Annotated in this window: 14 protein-coding genes; 4 read left to right on the top strand and 10 right to left on the bottom strand. The window is 70.6% G+C overall.

The window, feature by feature from the left end; all coding sequences use genetic code 11:
- Positions 1 to 328 precede the first annotated feature (328 nt).
- The gene (fabB, locus tag FV227_RS01385; protein WP_147727715.1) at positions 329 to 1555 is read right to left on the bottom strand and encodes a beta-ketoacyl-ACP synthase I; all 1227 of its coding nucleotides are present in this window, start codon (positions 1553 to 1555) and stop codon (positions 329 to 331) included.
- Positions 1556 to 1695: 140 nt separating this feature from the next.
- Entirely contained in the window at positions 1696 to 2223 is a 528-nt protein-coding gene (fabA, locus tag FV227_RS01380) for a 3-hydroxyacyl-[acyl-carrier-protein] dehydratase FabA (RefSeq protein ID WP_147727714.1), read from the bottom strand.
- A 264-nt stretch (positions 2224 to 2487) separates the two neighbouring features.
- Here fabA and irr point away from each other — a divergent pair, with 264 nt between their 5' ends.
- Positions 2488 to 3000 carry a Fur family transcriptional regulator Irr gene (irr, locus tag FV227_RS01375; protein WP_147727713.1) on the top strand — a complete coding sequence of 171 codons (513 nt, stop codon included), beginning with the start codon at positions 2488 to 2490 and terminating at the stop codon, positions 2998 to 3000.
- Between the two features lie 59 nt (positions 3001 to 3059).
- Here irr and FV227_RS01370 read toward each other — a convergent pair whose 3' ends face one another.
- Entirely contained in the window at positions 3060 to 3635 is a 576-nt protein-coding gene (locus tag FV227_RS01370; RefSeq protein WP_147727712.1) for an SH3 domain-containing protein, read from the bottom strand.
- A gap of 240 nt (positions 3636 to 3875) precedes the next feature.
- Here FV227_RS01370 and FV227_RS01365 point away from each other — a divergent pair, with 240 nt between their 5' ends.
- Positions 3876 to 4877, top strand: coding sequence for a D-glycerate dehydrogenase (locus FV227_RS01365; protein ID WP_147858203.1), 1002 nt, complete (start codon positions 3876 to 3878; stop codon positions 4875 to 4877).
- 19 nt (positions 4878 to 4896) lie between these two features.
- Positions 4897 to 6036, top strand: a complete 1140-nt coding sequence (locus FV227_RS01360; protein ID WP_147858152.1) for a hypothetical protein — start codon at positions 4897 to 4899, stop codon at positions 6034 to 6036.
- Between the two features lie 46 nt (positions 6037 to 6082).
- Here FV227_RS01360 and FV227_RS01355 read toward each other — a convergent pair whose 3' ends face one another.
- Positions 6083 to 6700, bottom strand: a complete 618-nt coding sequence (locus FV227_RS01355) for a cyclic nucleotide-binding domain-containing protein (RefSeq protein WP_147727710.1) — start codon at positions 6698 to 6700, stop codon at positions 6083 to 6085.
- A 95-nt stretch (positions 6701 to 6795) separates the two neighbouring features.
- Positions 6796 to 8124: an NAD(P)/FAD-dependent oxidoreductase gene (locus tag FV227_RS01350; protein WP_246686347.1), complete on the bottom strand. Its 1329-nt coding sequence runs from the start codon at positions 8122 to 8124 to the stop codon at positions 6796 to 6798.
- Between the two features lie 166 nt (positions 8125 to 8290).
- Here FV227_RS01350 and FV227_RS01345 point away from each other — a divergent pair, with 166 nt between their 5' ends.
- Positions 8291 to 9001: a sulfate transporter family protein gene (locus FV227_RS01345; RefSeq protein WP_147727210.1), complete on the top strand. Its 711-nt coding sequence runs from the start codon at positions 8291 to 8293 to the stop codon at positions 8999 to 9001.
- A gap of 4 nt (positions 9002 to 9005) precedes the next feature.
- Here the strand turns inward: FV227_RS01345 and FV227_RS01340 are convergent, their stop codons facing one another.
- The 5 genes from FV227_RS01340 to bioD form a co-directional block, all read right to left on the bottom strand.
- Entirely contained in the window at positions 9006 to 10190 is a 1185-nt protein-coding gene (locus FV227_RS01340; RefSeq protein WP_147858151.1) for a complex I NDUFA9 subunit family protein, read from the bottom strand.
- Between the two features lie 162 nt (positions 10191 to 10352).
- Positions 10353 to 10736 (bottom strand): CsbD family protein, encoded by a 384-nt coding sequence (locus tag FV227_RS01335; protein ID WP_147727208.1) that lies wholly within the window; start codon positions 10734 to 10736, stop codon positions 10353 to 10355.
- Between the two features lie 103 nt (positions 10737 to 10839).
- On the bottom strand, positions 10840 to 11052 hold the full coding sequence (locus tag FV227_RS01330) for a CsbD family protein (RefSeq protein WP_147727207.1): 213 nt from the start codon (positions 11050 to 11052) through the stop codon (positions 10840 to 10842).
- A 245-nt stretch (positions 11053 to 11297) separates the two neighbouring features.
- Complete coding sequence (locus FV227_RS01325; RefSeq protein ID WP_187274650.1) at positions 11298 to 13151, bottom strand: KUP/HAK/KT family potassium transporter; 1854 nt, start codon at positions 13149 to 13151, stop codon at positions 11298 to 11300.
- 181 nt (positions 13152 to 13332) lie between these two features.
- Complete coding sequence (gene bioD, locus FV227_RS01320; RefSeq protein ID WP_147858150.1) at positions 13333 to 13998, bottom strand: dethiobiotin synthase; 666 nt, start codon at positions 13996 to 13998, stop codon at positions 13333 to 13335.
- Positions 13999 to 14020: the final 22 nt, after the last annotated feature.

Below are 14020 nucleotides of genomic sequence, written 5' to 3'. Positions count from 1 at the left end.
CGAGGAAAAAACGAAAGCCCTGCCATCCGGTGGGGCTCGATGACGGCCGAAGGGGGCGTTCGCGCTAGAAGTAGCCGCGCGTCTGGGCCTTGGCGTCGTCGATCAGCGCCTGCTTGGCGTAGATGCCGGCCGAGCCGACGATCACCGCAGCCAGCACGAATCCGATCAGGACGAAGGTCATGCGCGCGCCGCTCCAAGGCATGGCTTTCCGACGAAACCGGAACCGGAAGCATGGGTTCCGGTGGTTAACGATCCCTTTCGCCGCGGATCGTTCCCGAATGCCGTGTCGGCCGCCGCCGGGGGAGGATCGCAGGTCTTGCTCGACGCGTCAGGCGTCGACGTTCTTCAGCACCAGGGTCGCGTTGGTGCCGCCGAAGCCGAACGAGTTCGACAGCACGTGCCCGAGCTTGGCCCCGTCCCGGCGCTCGCGCAGGATCGGCATGTCGGCGAAGGCGGGATCGAGCTCGTCGATGTGCGCGCTCGCGCTGATGAATCCGTTGTTCATCATCAGCAGGGCGTAGATCGCTTCCTGGACGCCGGTGGCGCCGAGCGAGTGGCCGGTGAGGGACTTCGTCGCCGCGATCGGCGGGCAGGCCTCGCCGCGGCCGAAGACCTCGCGGATCGCCTCGATCTCCTTCTCGTCGCCCACCGGCGTCGAGGTGGCGTGCGGGTTGATGTAGTCGATCCGTGCGCCCTTCAAGCCTTCCATCGCCTGGCGCATGCAGCGCACCGCGCCCTCGCCGGACGGCGCCACCATGTCGTACCCGTCCGAGGTCGCGCCGTAGCCGGCGATCTCGCCGTAGATCCGCGCGCCGCGCGCCTTGGCGTGCTCGTATTCCTCGAGCACGAGCACGCCGGCGCCGCCCGCGATGACGAAGCCGTCGCGGTTCGCGTCGTAGGCGCGCGAGGCCCGCTCGGGCGTCGCGTTGAACTTCGAGGACATCGCGCCCATCGCGTCGAACAGGACGGAGAGCGTCCAGTCGAGATCCTCGCAGCCGCCGGCGAAGATGATGTCCTGGCGGCCGCCCTGGATGATCTCGGCGGCGTTGCCGATGCAATGGTTCGACGTCGCGCAGGCGGAGGCGATCGAGTAGTTGACGCCCTTGATCTTGAACCAGGTCGCCAGCGTCGCCGACGCGGTCGAGGACATCGCCTTCGGCACCGCGAACGGGCCGACCCGCTTGGGGCCCTTCTCGCGGGCGATCGCCGCCGATTCGACGATCACGCGGGTCGAGGGGCCGCCCGAGCCCATGATGATGCCGGTACGCTCGTTCGAGACGTCGCCGGCTTCGAGACCCGAATCGCGGATCGCCTGATCCATCGCGACGTGGTTCCACGCGCTGCCGCCGCCGTGGAAGCGCATGGCGCGGCGGTCGACGATGCCCTCAGGGTCGAGGTCGGGCCGGCCGGAGACCTGGCTGCGGAAGCCGTGCTCGGCGTGGGACCCATCGCGCGTGATCCCGGACCGCCCTTCGCGGAGCGAGGCGAGCACTTCCTGGGTGTTGTTTCCGATGGATGAGACGATGCCCATCCCGGTGACGACGACACGGCGCATGAAAGAACTCGTCTCCACGGCGACGCCCCCCGGATGGGGCGAGCGTCACGCTTCCTCGTCAGCTAGGATGCCGCCGGCCTGTTTCCAACCGGCGAGGACGCGCCTCGTTGCGCGAGACGCGTCGGAATCAGGTCCGCCGCTCAGCTCTGGAACAACGCGACGCGCAGGTCCTTGGCCTCGTAGATCCGCTTGCCGTCGGCTTCCAGCCATCCGTCGGCGATGCCGAGGACGAGCTTGCCGGTCCGGACCCGACGCAGGTCGACGCCGTAGACCACCTGCTTGACCGTCGGCAGGACCTGGTCCGTGAACTTGACCTCGCCGACGCCGAGCGCCCGGCCGCGGCCGGGCGAACCGAGCCAGCCGAGATGGAAGCCGACGAGCTGCCAGAGGGCGTCGAGCCCGAGGCAGCCCGGCATCACCGGGTCGCCCTTAAAGTGGCAGGAGAAGAACCAGAGGTCGGGCCGGATGTCGAACTCGGCGCGCACCAGGCCCTTGCCGTGGGCGCCGCCCTCGGCACCGATCTCGGTGATGCGGTCGAACATCAGCATCGGCGGCAGCGGCAGCTGGGCGTTGCCCGCGCCAAAGAGTTCGCCGCGCCCGCAGGCGAGCAGGTCCTCGTAGGAATACTGCGAGGCGCGGGGGGCGGTCTGTTCGGTGTCGGACGTCATGAAGGCGGGTCGGTCCTCGTGTCGCGAGCTTCGGTCGGCGGGCCCGGGCCGGCTTCGGCGCCGGCACGCGTGCCGTACACGGGGCGAACCGCGCACTCGGCGGCCTCGTTAGCATAGGCGCGGAGCCGGTTCCAAGCTGGCGCGAACGATGCGGCCGTCACGCGGAGCGGGGGAGGGCCGACCGCGGCGTGTTGCGAGCCGGCGACCGTTCCCATATACACGAAAGCGAAATTCTTCATCCCTCGCGAGCGTTCAGTCCCTCCGATGTCCGAACTGCTGTCCCTACAGGCCGCGCTCAACGCCCGGATCCCGGCCCTCTCGGGGGATGCATCGGGTGCCGCCCGCCGTGGCTGTCCGCTCTCGGACCTGCGCGACCGCCTGCGGCGCGCCGGCCTGCGCCCGACGCGCCAGCGCCTGTCGCTCGGTTGGCTGCTATTCGGGCGCGGCGACCGCCATCTGACGGCGGAAATGCTCTACGACGAGGCGATGCGCGCCAAGGTGCCGGTGTCGCTGGCGACGGTCTACAACACCCTTCACCAGTTCACCGAGGCCGGCCTGCTGCGCCAGCTCGCCCTCGACGGGTCGAAGGCCTACTTCGACACCAACCCGTCGGAGCACCACCACTTCTTCCTCGAGGACGAGGGGCAGGTGCTAGACATGCCCGATTGCGGCATCACCGTCGAATCGCTGCCCGATGCGCCCGAAGGCATGGAGATCGCCGGCGTCGAGGTGATCGTCCGCCTGCGCCGCCGGCCCGGCACGCGCCGCCAGAGCTGAGCAGCCGCCGAACCTTCCAGACTCAAGAAAAGGGCCCGGTGCGAACCGGGCCCTTTTTTCTAGTCGACCTTCTCGTTCGGGTAGACGCCCCAGAGGCGGTCCTGGTGGATGTAGCCGTCCACGTCGTGCTTCGAGGGCAGGGCGACGACGAGGCGGCACCACGATCCGGTGCAGGTCTTCACGCTGCCGATCACGCCCGCCTCCAGGCGGGCCTCGTCCTCGGCGCCGTCGTCGGCACGCGCGCGCAGCGGGATCGCGGCCTTGTCGGCGCCCTTGGACGCGGTGACGATCGCGGTCCGGCGGCCGGAGAGCAGCGAGTGCAGGACCCAACCCTCGGTCCCCTCCGAATCGCGGATGCGGCGCCAGGTCTCGAACTCGGCGACGATCTCGACCGGCATGCCGGCGCGCTGGAACACCCACAGGGTGCGGTGATCCTTCGAGGGCCCCTCGCGCAGGTTGACGCGATCGGTCTTCAGGCTGGCATAGCGCGGCAGCGGCAACTTGGTGACGGGCCCGATTCCGGATTCGGGACCGCCGCTCGCTGCGGCCGATGCCGTCCCGATCGAAGCCGGCAGGGTGAGGGTGGGCGACGCCAGGAGGGCGGCGCCCACGAAGAAGAGCCGAGCCAGCCGCATCGTCCATCTCCTGATCTTCGCGCGTCGGCGACAGAACGCCCGCGCCGCGGGCTGGTGCCGCCGCGGCACTTCGGATTGTGTTCCGGCCTGCCTCTGGTAGAGAGGCCGGAAGCCGTCCGCTCCTGTCTGGCGGAGCTCGGTTAACGGAGCTTGAAACCGGGAACGGGACCGGTCCACGATGCGTCGACGCCGCGCGAGGCGTTCGTGTCGGGCCTGCCCGAACCGGTGATGGGAGAGAAGATGTCGTTGAAGCGCAAGCCGCTCGTCGTCGTGACGCGACGCCTGCCGGACGCGGTCGAGACGCGGATGCGCGAGCTGTTCGATGCGCGGCTGAACCACGACGACGCCCCGCTATCGCCCGATCGGATCGCCGCCGCGATGCGTGAGGCGGACGTGCTGGTCCCGACCGTTACCGACAAGATCGACGCCGGCCTCCTCGCCCAGGCCGGGCCGAACCTGCGATTGATCGCCAATTTCGGCAACGGCGTCGACCACATCGACGTGGGCGGGGCGCTGGAGCGCGGCATCACCGTCACCAACACGCCCGGCGTCCTGACCGAGGACACCGCCGACATGACCATGGCGCTGATCCTCGCCGTCGCGCGGCGGGTACCCGAGGGCGCGCGCATCATTCCGGACGACGACTGGACCACGGGCTGGTCGCCGACCTGGATGCTCGGGCGCCGCATCACCGGCAAGCGCCTCGGCATCGTCGGCATGGGCCGGATCGGGCAGGCGCTCGCCCGCCGCGCCAAGGCGTTCGGCCTGCAGATCCACTACCACAACCGCCGCCGGGTCCCGGCCGCGATCGAGGCCGGGCTGGAGGCGACCTACTGGGAATCGCTCGACCAGATGCTGGCGCGCGTCGACATCGTGTCGGTGAACTGCCCGCACACGCCCGCCACCTACCATCTGCTTTCGGCCCGCCGCCTCAAGCTGCTCAAGCCCGAGGCGATCGTCGTGAACACCGCCCGCGGCGAGGTGATCGACGAGAACGCGCTCGCCCGCCTGATCGAGGCCGGCGAGATCTCGGCGGCCGGCCTCGACGTGTTCGAGCAGGAGCCCGCGGTGAGCCCGCGCCTGATCAAGCTTGCCAAGTCCGGCAAGGTCGTGCTGCTGCCGCATATGGGCTCGGCCACGTTCGAGAGCCGGATCGACATGGGCGAGAAGGTCATCATCAACATCAAGACCTTCATGGACGGCCACCGCCCGCCGGATCGGATCCTGCCCAGCATGCTCTGAGCCGGGATCGGGACACGGCATGGGGATGGTGAGCGCCTCGACGGAAGCGACCGGGACCCCGGTTCCGCCTTTGGCCGGTCGGATGCACGCGTTCCGCAGCCTCGGCGGCAATTGCGAGTTCGGCTTCGTGCAGCGCTACGGCGGCGCCGAGCCGTCGGGCCTGTTGCGCTTCGCGTACACGCCCCTCGACGACCTCATCGAGGCACTGACGACCGATTTTTCGAGGTACGGCGCCCCCGGAGACCTGATCCTGGAGGCGACCGAGACCGGCGTGTATTATTGCCGGAGCCAGACCTACAACATCTGGTCGAACACTCAACGACAGGTCGAAGGTACTGATCACGACGCGCTGCTCGAGCACGAATACGGCCGGGTGGCGCACCTGAAGGCCAAGATGCTCGCCGACCTGGCGACCGGCGCGAAGATCCTCGTGAGGAAGGTCGAGCCGGGCGAGCCCGATTCCGCCTTCGCACGGCTGGCTGAAGCTGTGTGGCGCCATGGGCCGTCGACGCTGCTTCGTGTGCACGAGGCGGATGACGACGGGGTGGTGCCGCCTTTCAGGCGCACCGGGCCGAGAGTGCTGGAAGGCGGCGTCCGGCGGTTCGCGCCCGGGGAGCAGGCCTGGGACGTCGACCTCGAATCCTGGGTCGCCCTGTGCGATGCCGCCTATGCCGAGCATGCCGGCGTACCGCTGGCCTGGCTCGCGCCCGCGCCCTCCGCCGATGCGATGCGGCTTCCGCGTGGGACGACGCGGCACAAGGGCCTCCATCGGGAACCGGGCCTGAGCGCCTTCACCAAGCTGCTCGACCCCGCTCGCTTCGATCCGGCAACACCCTACGTTTTCTCCGCCTGGGTCCGGATCCCGGCGGGAGCGTCGCCCGAGCGCATCTTCGCCGTGATGGGCCGCGAGCGCCTCGGCTGGTGCGATGCCGACCTGACGGTCCGCGATCGGTGGCAGCGCGTCTGGGCCGCCGGCCGCATCGGCACCGGGCAGCATCGTCCGTGCGTCGGGCTCGGCCTGATCGGAGGAGCCGGCGACCGGTTCCAGTCCCGCGACTGGCACCTTCACGAGGGGCCGGTCCCCGATTGGGCCGCCCCGCCGCCCCCGGAATCGGCCGTGCGGGCGGTCTTGCAAGGCCTTCTCGGACGACGCACCTAGAGGCGGCTTCGCGGAATCCTCGAAGATCGCTCCGGTCGGACGCGGATCAGGCTACGTCGCCGCTCACCGCGACCCGCGCATCGGCGCTCTGGAACAGCCGCTCGCTGGTGAGCTTCAGAAAGCTGAAGCCGAATTCCGGGTTCTGGTAGTAGAGCTGCTTGACCGCGGAATAAGGCACTTCCAGCGCCCGGCCGGCCTCGGTGCAGACCAGTGAGGCCGTGCGCCTGTTGCCCGGCGAGAGCAGGCCGAGCTCGCCGACGATGCCGCCGGCCCGCACCTCGATCCCATATTCCGGGATGCGGAAGCAGCCGGCCTCGACGTAGTACATCGTCGTCGCCGCCTCGCCCTTGGCGAACAGCGATGCCCCGGCCGCGAACGCCCGCTCGGTGCCGTAGGGCTTCAGCCAGTCGAGGGAGAGGTCGCCGTCGGCGGCCTTCTCCACGTCGCGCACCAGTCGGACCATCTGCCAGAGCCGCCAGGCGTTGAACGGGATCTGGATCGCCTCCGTCAGCACCACCGGCATGCTGCCGATCAGCAGGCCGTAGGTGATGACCGCGGCGCTCGCCACGAGCGAGATGATCCGCAGCGGGATCATCGTGCTCATCGCCGAGGCCGAGATGGTCAGCGCCGTCCCGAGATAGCCGATGCCCTCGACCCAGTTCATCAGACGGCCTCTTCCCGCATCGCGATCATCCGTCCCCTGATGCATCGCGTTTCAGGCTCGACCGCAAGACGATCCGGCGCCGCCGCCTCATCCCGTCACGCGGCTGTGCCCATCCGGATACGCTCCGCCACGGCGTCGGCCGCCCGCACACCCTCGGCATAGGCGCCCCCGGTCGTGCCCCACTGCTCGCGCGACAGCGCCTCGCCGGCGAACCAGATCCGCTCGCCGACCGCCGCGTGCAGCGTTCGGCGCGCGCCGGCGTGGCCCGGCGGCACCGACGCCCAGGAGCCGCGCGACCAGGGATCGTGGCGCCATTCGCTCACGGCGGGGATCGACAGGTCGTGGAGGCGGCGGGCGCCGAAATGATCGGCCAGCGTCGCGCGCACGCGGCGGCGTAGACCGTCCTCGCCGGTGCCGGCGGCATCGATCTCGGCGGCCCCGACCGAGTCGAGCTCGAAATAGTGGAACGGCGTCCCGTCGATGCGGGTGAGCAGGCCCGGCGGGCTGAAGCGTCCGCCGACGAGGCTTGCGAGACGGTCCCGCCCGCGGAACGGGCTCGACGGCCAGTGCAGCACCGCGTGCTCGTAGATGCCGACCCGGAACCCGTCGATCGCGGCACGGATCGGCGCGGGCAGGGCCGGCGAGAAGGCGACGCTGTCGCGCAGCACCATCATCGGCACCGTCACGATCACGGCGCGGGCCTTCAGGGTCCGCTCGTCCGCGGTGGCGACGCGAACGCCGGCTCCCGTCCAGTCGATGCCGGCGACGGGGCAGTCGAGCGCGATCGGCAGCCCCTGCGCCAGCCGCGCGAGGTAGCCGCCGTAGCCGCCGGCGACGAAGTAGTTGTCGCCGTATTCCATGCTCGGGAAATCCTGGAGCGAGACCTCCTCCAGCGGCCGTCCGGACACCAGACCGTGGACCAGCGCGACGCGGGCGCCCCAGGGGCCGAGGCCGCGGGGCAGGGCGCTCGCCGCCGCACGGTCCGGCCCGCCCGCGGCGGCGCCTGCATGCATCGCCCGGTCGGCGCGGTCGAAGGCCCGGGCGGAGGCCGCGACCTCGGACGGGCGCCCGGGGCGACGCCCGACCCAGACGTGGCCCTCCTGGGCTGCCCGGCGCAGGGGCTCGCCGCGCTCGAAGCCCAATTGGACGAGGGGGTTGATCGGGCCCGCGTGAAGCCAGTGCGCCCCGAGGTCGACCGCATGGCCGCGCAGCATCGTCGCGACCGTGCGCCCGCCGACGCGGTCGCGCGCCTCGAGCACCGCGACGGACAGGCCGGCGGCGACCAGCGTCCGCGCGGCGGCGATCCCGGCAGCGCCCGCGCCGACCACGATCACGTCCGGGTCCGCGGGCAGCGGGGCGAGCCTGGGCGCGACGCTCGGCCGGAACCGGGCATGCGAAGGTGCCGTCTCGTGCATCGAGGTCATTGCGCGGATCGCGATCCTTCTCGTCGTTCTCATTCCGGGTCCGTCGCGCGTTTCAGCCAACCCGCCGGCCCGAGGCCGACGAGACGCAAGCGGTGCTCTTGCGGCGGACGGATCGGGACACCACAACCGCGATGCGCCGATCGGCGGCGGGAGACGGGATCACGGCATGCTCATCCAGGCGGCGCTCGCGGCCCTGCGCCAGACCTTCTCCCCGCCGCTCCGTGCGATCCTGTGGAAGTCGCTTGGGTTGACGCTCGGCATCCTGGCGCTGGCCTGGTTCGGGCTGACGCGATTGATCCAGTGGTTCCAGGCGAGCCACCACATCTCGCAATCCTACCCCATCCTCGACAGCCTCGCCTACTTCCTGGCCGGGTTCGGGCTGTTCGTCGCGCTGGCCTACCTGATGCCCGCGATCTCGATCCTGGTGGCGGGGTTCTTCCTCGACGACGCCGCCGAGATCGTCGAGCGCACCGACTTCCCCGACGACCCGCCCGGCCGCCCGATGCCGTGGGGCGCGGCGATGCTCTACGCCCTGCGCTTCGCCGGCCTGACCCTGCTGGTGAACCTTGCTGCGCTGATCATCTTCTTCGTGCCGGTGATCGGGCTGGCGGCCTTCTTCGCCGCCAACGCCTACCTGCTGTCGCGCGAGTATTTCGAGATGGCTGCGGCCCGCTACCGGCCGCTGGCGGAGGCCGGCGCGATGCGCCGGACGTTCTCGGGCACGACGATCGCGGCGGGCTGCCTGCTGGCCGGGATGATGGTTGTCCCGGTGCTCAACCTGCTGACGCCGCTGTTCGGCATCGCGCTGATGGTCCACGTCCACAAGCGGCTGGCGCACCGCCTGCCGGCCCCCGCCCTGCAGGGACGGCTCCGGTAGCGGCCTAGCTCCGGCTGCCCCAGCGCCGGCCCATGCCGGGCGAGCCGCCGGCGTCGGCCCCGATCGCCGGACCGGACGCCCGCATCGGACGGTGCTGCGAGCCCTCGCCCATCGGGGTCGGCGCGATCGAGTCGGGTATCTCGGCCTGCTCCTCGGTACCGCGGCCCTTGGCGAACTGCCCGGCGGCTCGGAAGCGCCAGAGATAGCCCGGCACCACCGCCTCGGCGGCGGTCGGCTGGATGCCGAGCCCCTCGAAGCTGCGGCCCTCCGCCTTGGCGGCCTCCGAGACGACGTTGTCGTTCTGCAGCAGAACGACCTGATCGCGGGTGAGTTTGAGGTCGGCCGGCAGCAGCCCGAAGGTCAGGGTGTCGGCGATCTCCATGGCACGGGCCTGGATCTTGGCGATCGGCAGCGGCAGCGACACCACCATGCGCTTGCGCATCGTCGTTTCGAGCATGTAGCGCACGAGGTGATCCAGCGTCGCGACCTCGGGTCCGCCAAGCTCGTAGACCTTGCCGCCGGGCACGCGTCCGTCGGCAACCAGCGCGATCGCCTCGGCGACGTCGCCGACGAAGACGGGCTGGAAGCGCGACTCGGCCCCGGCCAGCGGCAGCACCGGCAGGAACCGGGCGAGGCTGGCGAAGCGGTTGAAGAAGCTGTCGCCCGGCCCGAAGACCAGGGAGGGCCGGAACACGACGGCGTCGGGTCGTGCGGCGAACACCGCAGCCTCGCCCTCGGCCTTGGTGCGGGCATAGCGCGATTCGGAGTTCGGATCGGCGCCGATCGCGGACACGTGGATCATCGCGGCGCCGACCTTGGCCGCCGCCCGCGCGATCAAGCCGGGGCCTTCGGCCTGGAGGCGCGAGAAGCTCTGGGCGCCGGTTTCCTGAAGGATGCCGACGAGGTTGATCACCACGTCCGCACCCTCGACCGCCCGCACGACCGAATCGGGGTATCGCAGGTTCGCCTGCACGGCGACGATCTGGCCGACCTTCCCGAGCGGCTGCAGGAACAGGGCGAGATCGGGACGGCGGACGGCGACCCGGATGCGGTAGCCGCGCTTGGCCAGCGCCCGAACCACGTGCCGGCCGAGGAAGCCCGAGCCGCCGAAGATGGTGACCAACTGCGAAGCGGGCCGCGTCAGGGACGGGGTCAGTAGGACGGTGTTCGGAGTGCTGGAGCCGGTCATCGCCTCGTCTCGGTCTGTGGGGCCTGCGGGCTCGGGGGCATCGCCACCCCCGGTCCGCCGTTCCTTAGACCATTTTTACCGGTCGCACGCGCCGGGCGGGCGACGAAACGACGATCTTGAACGTCGCATCCTGCAGGCGCGTACCGCCCGTCCCCGAATGGATCAGCGATCGCTCCGCAGGAGCCAACCAAGGCCGAATGCGGCGGCTGCGACGATCGCCAGGGTAGCGCCCTTGTTCTCCTCGGCGCGTTTCGCGACGTGGCGGCCATGGTGCTCCGCCCGGCCGCGGTAATGACGTCCGCGGCTCACGGCCTCGTCGGCGATGGCGCGGCCGCGCTCGCTCGCTTCGTCGATGAAATGCTCGCCGTCGCGACGCCAGTCCCGCGCGGTCTCGCGCGCACGGCCGTAGGCGTTCTGCGCAACGCCCGCGGCCTGGTCGACGGCACCGTCGAGCTGGCGTCCGGCATCCCCGCCGACTGCACCCATCGCGGTCTTGGCGCGGCCGCGCAGGTTGCGCACGCCGCCTTCGAATCGATCCCGGTTCATGATCTCGTCCCTCGCATCGTGATCCGAAGGCCGGCAGCGCCGGTCTTCGCGGATGGGCACCGGGGCCGGCTCGCAGCCGCCCCGGTGCCGAGCGCTGGACGGATCAGATCTTCTTGACGGCGTCGGCGGCCTTCTGGGCCGCGCCCTTCACGCCGTCCTTGGCGTCGCCGACGGTCTTCTGGGCTTCGCCCTTCAGCTCCTGCGCCTTGCCCTCGGCCTGCAGCTTCTCGTTGCCGGTGACGTTGCCGACACCCTGCTTGACGTTGCCGACCGCCTCGTTGGCGAGGCCCTTGATCTTGTCCGTGGTGCTGCTCATCGGGACGCTCCCTGTGTGCTCAGCGATCCCGGCCCGGCCTCGCGACGACGCCGCGAAGCGTGACCGAACGCTGTCGGGATGTCCGAACGGCAAGCGCCCATGATGGTTCCAAATGCCCCCGCCACGCGCGAAAGCGTGATCGCCCGACGCTCGGGTCGGGCCCGATACGCGGCCCGACGTCTCGATCCGGCGGGGGGATGAGGCGGCCCGGCGGGACGCTTCGGCACCGACGCGCGGATCCTCCGCTAGATCTCGATCTCGGTCCCCACCTCCACCACCTGCCGCGTCGGCACGCCGAAGAAGGCGCCGGTGCGCTCGGCGTTGCGCTGCATGAAGGCGTAGAGGCTCTCGCGCCAGGGCTGCATCCCGCGGTCGTCGTTCTTCGGGATGATGGTCTCGTGGCCGATGAAGACCGTGAGGTCGTCGAGCATCTGCGGCGGCAGGCGGCGGTGCTCGACGGCGCAGGCCAGCCCATCGGGGATCGAGGCCTCCTCCATGAAGCCGTAGCGCAGGGTCACCCGGTAGAAGTCGGGCGCGAGGATCGTCACGTGGCTGCGCTCCTCGCGCGGCACGGTCGGGGTCTCCTCGTACTGGGCGGAGACGATCATCACCCGCTCCGGCAGGGCGTGGCTGCGCTCGACGAACCGCGACAGGTGCATCGGGATGCCGTGCATCGCCGCCGACAGGAACACGCCGGTTCCGCGGACCCGCACCAGGTCCTGGTGCTGGAGCGAGGCCAGGAACACGTCCTCGGGCTGGCGCAGGCCGACGCGGGCCTCCTCGACCAGCTGGTTGCCCCTGCGCCACGTCAGCATCATCAGCGCGACGAAGCCGGCGAGCACCAGCGGAAACCAGCCGCCCTCGAACAGCTTCACGCTGTTGGCCCCAAGGAAGACGAGGTCGATCAGCAGGAAGAAGCCGTTCACCGCCAGGATCGCCACGAGGTTGTAGCCCCATCGGCGAGCGATCAGCGCGGCGAGCAGCGTGGTGATCGCCATCAGCAGCGACACGGCAATGCCGTAGGCGCCGGCGAGCGCGTCGGACGATTCGAAGATCACGACGGCGGCGATGGTGGCGGCGGCGAGGAGCCAGTTCACCGCCGGCACGTAGATCTGCCCACGCTCCTCCGAGGCGGTCTGGACGATGTGCATCGGCGGCAGGAAGCCGAGCTGGACCGATTGCTGGGTCAGCGAGAACACACCCGAGATGATCGCCTGCGAGGCGATCACCGTCGCCATCGTCGCCAGCCCGATCAGCGGGTAATGCGCCCAGCCCGGCGCGAGCCGGTAGAACGGGTTCTCGATCGCGTCCGGCGAGGCCAGCAGCAGCGCGCCCTGGCCGAAATAGTTGATCACCAGGGCCGGCAGCACCAGGGCAAACCACGCCACGCGGATCGGCCGGGCGCCGAAATGCCCGAGGTCTGCATACATCGCCTCGCCGCCGGTGACCGCGAGGAAGGCCGCGCCCAGCATCGCGAAGCTCACGTGCCAACCGGCATGGATCAAGAATTCCACCGCCTTCAGGGGGTTCGCCGCCTGCAGGATCTCCGGCTTGTGCAGAATGCCGCCGATCCCCATCAGCGTGAGGACGACGAACCACAGCAGCATCACCGGCCCGAAGATCCGCCCGATGAAGGCGACGCCCTTGCTCTGCACCAGGAACAGGGCGACGAGGATCGCGATCGTGATCGGCACGACGTAGCGGCCGAGCGCCGGCGCATCGACCTTCAGGCCCTCGATCGCCGAGAGCACCGAGATCGCCGGGGTGATCGCGCCGTCGCCGTAGAGAAGCGCCGCGCCGATCAGCCCGACGACGAGCAGCAGCGCCTTCCACGAGCGCGGCTTCGCATGGCGCGCGCCCAGCAGCGCCAGCATCGCGACGATGCCGCCCTCGCCGGCATTGTCGGCGCGCAGGATCAGCACCGCGTATTTCAGCGAGACGATCAGGATCAGCGCCCACAGGATCAGCGAGACCGCGCCGACCACCGCGATGGGGTCGGCGTTGCCGCCGCCGCTGGCGGCCCGCACCGCCTCCTTGAAGGCGTAGAGCGGGCTGGTGCCGATGTCGCCGTAGACGACCCCGAGCGCCCCGAGCAGCAGGGCCGGGCGGAACCTTCGTGCGGCGGCGGGCTCGGCGCCGCCCTCCGCACGGACATGACTTTCACTCACAGAACGCCCCGCCCTCGTCGTTTCGCGGCGCGACGCTAGCAGGCGCCCGGCGCCCGTCCATCGGAACCGTGCATCGCCGCCGACGATCGCGTCAATGTGTGTCGGCCCGACGTCAGATCAGGGCGGCGAGCGCATCCGGGCAGGGCGCATCCCGGGCGATGACGATCACCGGCACCTCGGCGTGGCGCGCGATCGCCTCGGCGACCGTCTCGGGCGGCGTCGGCGCGCCGGTGCTCTCGTTGACGACGATGGCGAGGACCGGGATGTCGGCCGCCCGGCAGGTCTCGTAGGCCGTCAGGGCGTGGCTGATCGCCCCGAGATAGCTGCCCGAGATGAGGATCGCCGGGCAGGCGAGCGACCACAGCCAGCCGAGGCCGGTCGCCTCCTGGGTCACCGGGCTCATCAGGCCGCCGACGCCCTCGACGATCAGCGTGCCCGTCGCGGCCTCCATCCGCTCCAGGCACCACGTGACGATGTCCTCGAGGACGGGCGCTTGGCCCTCGAGAGCGGCCGCCTGGTCGGGGGCGAGCGGCGCCGCGAAGCGCCACGGCGAGCAGGCCGCGACGGCGGCGGCCGTGACCGCGATCCCCTGGGCCGCCAGGAGCTGCGCCGTATCGCTGCCGGAAAAATCCGGGTCGCCCATCGGCGGCACGCCGCTCGCGACGGGCTTCAGCGCCCGCACGTCGCGTCCGTCGGCGCGCAGGCGCCGCACGATCGCCGCGGTGACGTAGGTCTTGCCGATCTCGGTGCAGGCGCCCGCGATGAAGACGGTCGTCATGGATGATGGATCCCGCGGCGCA

The organism is Methylobacterium sp. WL119 (assembly GCF_008039875.1).
GTDB lineage: Bacteria > Pseudomonadota > Alphaproteobacteria > Rhizobiales > Beijerinckiaceae > Methylobacterium.
This window is presented reverse-complemented; position numbering and strand designations above follow the sequence as displayed.

Excerpts from the sequence above, each read along its gene's own strand:
- fabB (WP_147727715.1), bottom strand. The coding sequence starts at position 1,555 with ATGCGCCGTGTCGTCGTCACCGGGATGGGCATCGTCTCATCCATCGGA.
- fabA (WP_147727714.1), bottom strand. The coding sequence starts at position 2,223 with ATGACGTCCGACACCGAACAGACCGCCCCCCGCGCCTCGCAGTATTCC.
- irr (WP_147727713.1), top strand. The coding sequence starts at position 2,488 with ATGTCCGAACTGCTGTCCCTACAGGCCGCGCTCAACGCCCGGATCCCG.
- FV227_RS01370 (WP_147727712.1), bottom strand. The coding sequence starts at position 3,635 with ATGCGGCTGGCTCGGCTCTTCTTCGTGGGCGCCGCCCTCCTGGCGTCG.
- FV227_RS01365 (WP_147858203.1), top strand. The coding sequence starts at position 3,876 with ATGTCGTTGAAGCGCAAGCCGCTCGTCGTCGTGACGCGACGCCTGCCG.
- FV227_RS01360 (WP_147858152.1), top strand. The coding sequence starts at position 4,897 with ATGGGGATGGTGAGCGCCTCGACGGAAGCGACCGGGACCCCGGTTCCG.
- FV227_RS01355 (WP_147727710.1), bottom strand. The coding sequence starts at position 6,700 with ATGAACTGGGTCGAGGGCATCGGCTATCTCGGGACGGCGCTGACCATC.
- FV227_RS01350 (WP_246686347.1), bottom strand. The coding sequence starts at position 8,124 with ATGACCTCGATGCACGAGACGGCACCTTCGCATGCCCGGTTCCGGCCG.
- FV227_RS01345 (WP_147727210.1), top strand. The coding sequence starts at position 8,291 with ATGCTCATCCAGGCGGCGCTCGCGGCCCTGCGCCAGACCTTCTCCCCG.
- FV227_RS01340 (WP_147858151.1), bottom strand. The coding sequence starts at position 10,190 with ATGACCGGCTCCAGCACTCCGAACACCGTCCTACTGACCCCGTCCCTG.
- FV227_RS01335 (WP_147727208.1), bottom strand. The coding sequence starts at position 10,736 with ATGAACCGGGATCGATTCGAAGGCGGCGTGCGCAACCTGCGCGGCCGC.
- FV227_RS01330 (WP_147727207.1), bottom strand. The coding sequence starts at position 11,052 with ATGAGCAGCACCACGGACAAGATCAAGGGCCTCGCCAACGAGGCGGTC.
- bioD (WP_147858150.1), bottom strand. The coding sequence starts at position 13,998 with ATGACGACCGTCTTCATCGCGGGCGCCTGCACCGAGATCGGCAAGACC.